The sequence below is a fragment of the Devosia insulae DS-56 genome, from assembly GCF_000970465.2.
GTDB lineage: Bacteria > Pseudomonadota > Alphaproteobacteria > Rhizobiales > Devosiaceae > Devosia_A > Devosia_A insulae.
Map to the genome: position 1 here is coordinate 50,001 of NZ_LAJE02000198.1, position 3,095 is coordinate 53,095.

At 57.2% G+C, this 3,095-nt stretch carries 2 rRNA genes and 1 pseudogene (1 of these 3 only partly in view); 2 read left to right on the forward strand and 1 reads right to left on the reverse strand.

The features are described 5' to 3' along the window. Both VW23_RS14385 and rrf read left to right on the forward strand, forming a co-directional pair. A 23S ribosomal RNA gene (locus VW23_RS14385) occupies positions 1-2,133 on the forward strand; it begins 596 nt to the left of the window's first position. Positions 2,134-2,259: 126 nt separating this feature from the next. After that, a 5S ribosomal RNA gene (gene rrf, locus VW23_RS14390) occupies positions 2,260-2,375 on the forward strand. Between the two features lie 429 nt (positions 2,376-2,804). Here the strand turns inward: rrf and VW23_RS14395 are convergent. After that, positions 2,805-3,095 (reverse strand): annotated as a pseudogene (locus VW23_RS14395) (ATP-dependent DNA ligase); the annotation flags it as partial.

Here is a 3,095-nt window from a genome sequence, read left to right on the forward strand (position 1 = left end):
GCAGCGAAAGCGAGTCTGAATAGGGCGTCAAGTTAGTTGGATTAGACCCGAACCCGAGTGATCTAGCCATGTGCAGGCTGAAGGTAAGGTAACACTTACTGGAGGGCCGAACCCACGTAAGTTGAAAATTACGGGGATGACGTGTGGCTAGGGGTGAAAGGCCAATCAAACTCGGAAATAGCTGGTTCTCCGCGAAAGATATTTAGGTATCGCCTCAGACGAATACCTCAGGGGGTAGAGCACTGGATGGGCTAGGGGGTCTCACCGACTTACCAAACCTAACCAAACTCCGAATACCTGAGAGTACTATCTGGGAGACAGACGGTGGGTGCTAACGTCCATCGTCAAGAGGGAAACAACCCTGACCTACAGCTAAGGTCCCCAAGTCATGGTTAAGTGGGAAAGCATGTGGGAATGCTTAGACAACCAGGAGGTTGGCTTAGAAGCAGCCATCCTTTAAAGATAGCGTAACAGCTCACTGGTCAAGCGTTCCTGCGGCGAAGATGTAACGGGGCTCAAACCATGCACCGAAGCTTAGGGTTTGCAACTTGTTGCAAGCGGTAGCGGAGCGTTCCGTAAGCCTGCGAAGGGATACTCGTGAGAGATCCTGGAGGTATCGGAAGTGCGAATGATGACATGAGTAGCGATAAAGAGGGTGAGAGACCCTCTCGCCGTAAGTCCAAGGGTTCCTGCGCAATGCTAATCAGCGCAGGGTTAGCCGGCCCCTAAGTCGAGGCAGACATGCGTAGACGATGGGAACCACGTTAATATTCGTGGGCCTGGTGGTAGTGACGGATCGCGCGGGTTCGTATCCCCTTATTGGATTGGGGGTGCGATGAGCCGGTTCCAGGAAATAGCTCCACCAACATAGACCGTACCCTAAACCGACACAGGTGGACAGGTAGAGCATACCAAGGCGCTTGAGAGAACTATGCTGAAGGAACTCGGCAAATTGCACGCGTAACTTCGGGATAAGCGTGACTTCTATTTGGGCAACCAGGTAGTAGTGGCACAAAAAAGGGGGTAGCGACTGTTTATCAAAAACACAGGGCTCTGCGAAGTAGCAATACGACGTATAGGGTCTGACGCCTGCCCGGTGCCGGAAGGTTAAATGGAGAGGTGCAAGCTTTGAAATGAAGCCCCGGTAAACGGCGGCCGTAACTATAACGGTCCTAAGGTAGCGAAATTCCTTGTCGGGTAAGTTCCGACCTGCACGAATGGCGTAACGACTTCCCCACTGTCTCCAGCATAGACTCAGCGAAATTGAATTCCCCGTGAAGATGCGGGGTTCCTGCGGTCAGACGGAAAGACCCCATGAACCTTTACTATAGCTTTGCGCTGGCACTTGTGTCGGCATGTGCAGGATAGGTGGTAGGCTTTGAAGTCGGGACGCCAGTCTCGATGGAGCCGCAAGATGAGATACCACCCTTATCGTCATAGGTGTCTAACCGCGATGTAACAGCATCCGGGACAGCGCATGGTGGGTAGTTTGACTGGGGCGGTCGCCTCCCAAAGAGTAACGGAGGCGCGCGATGGTGGGCTCAGGACGGTCGGAAATCGTCCGCTGAGTGCAATGGCATAAGCCTGCCTGACTGCGAGACTGACAAGTCGAGCAGAGACGAAAGTCGGTCATAGTGATCCGGTGGTCCCGCGTGGAAGGGCCATCGCTCAACGAATAAAAGGTACTCTGGGGATAACAGGCTGATACTGCCCAAGAGTCCATATCGACGGCAGTGTTTGGCACCTCGATGTCGGCTCATCACATCCTGGGGCTGGAGCAGGTCCCAAGGGTATGGCTGTTCGCCATTTAAAGTGGTACGTGAGCTGGGTTCAGAACGTCGTGAGACAGTTCGGTCCCTATCTGCCGTGGGTGTAGGAATGTTGAGAAGAGCTGACCCTAGTACGAGAGGACCGGGTTGGACGAATCTCTGGTGGACCTGTTGTCGCGCCAGCGGCATTGCAGGGTAGCTATATTCGGACGGGATAACTGCTGAAAGCATCTAAGCAGGAAGCCTCCTTCAAAACGAGCATTCCCTTGAGAGCCGTGGAAGACCACCACGTTGATAGGCTGGATGTGGAAGCGCCGCGAGGTGTGAAGCTGACCAGTACTAATAGCTCGATTGGCTTGATCGTTCTCATTAATCCATGCCCGCAATCAGCGGCACGGAACGAGTGATCGGCACCCAAAGATCAAAAATCATCTGCCCGGCTAAGCGCCGGCACATGGAAACCAGAATTCACACGCATGTTTTTCGCCGATCTGGTGGTAATTGCGAGGAGCCCAGAACCCGATCCCATCCCGAACTCGACCGTTAAACTCCTTTGCGCCGATGGTACTAAGTCTCAAGGCTTGGGAGAGTAGGTCGCTGCCAGGTCTGCCAAAAACATGCGTTCTCTAAACGACTAGAACACCAACAAAACCCCGCCAGCGTAAGCCGGCGGGGTTTTGCTTTGTCCAGAACCCAGAACCCAGAACTCACAACCGGCATCGGGCGCAGAACTGAGCCGGCTCAATGCCGGACGCGCCGGCGGTGCCCCTATCGCCCCCTCGCCCCTCGGAGGGGAGCGCAATAGCGCCCCAGGGGGGAGAGGGCGGCAGATGAGGCCGAAGGCTTGATCTGCGGGGTGAGGGGGCGCCAAGCGCGCGATATGATCAGCGGCACTGTTGTGGCATCGCAGCGTTCGGCGAAACGCCAGGTCTCCGGCCGGCGTGCTTGGCGCCCCTCACCCTGGCCCTCTCCCCAGAGGGGCGAGGGGACGCGAGGGGCGCCGACGGCGCAAGACGGACAGCACCTTCACAGGTGCTACCGACCCAACTGCTCCATCCGACATTGATCCGGCCGCTTGTCCGGACGCCAGCGCAGCAGACGCGTGCCGTGCCGAAAACGCTTGCCGCTCACGTGGTCGTACGCCACCTCCACCACCAGCTCGGGCCGCAGCGCCTCATAGTGCTCGGTCCGCTCCGTCGACCAGCGGCTCGGGCCGCCAGGCGCCCGGCCGGTAAAGCCGGGGCCATCCGCCAGCGCCACCACCCGTCGCCGCAGCGCCGCCTTGTTCTCGTCGGCACCCGCCGTGGTCAATCCCACATGGTGTCG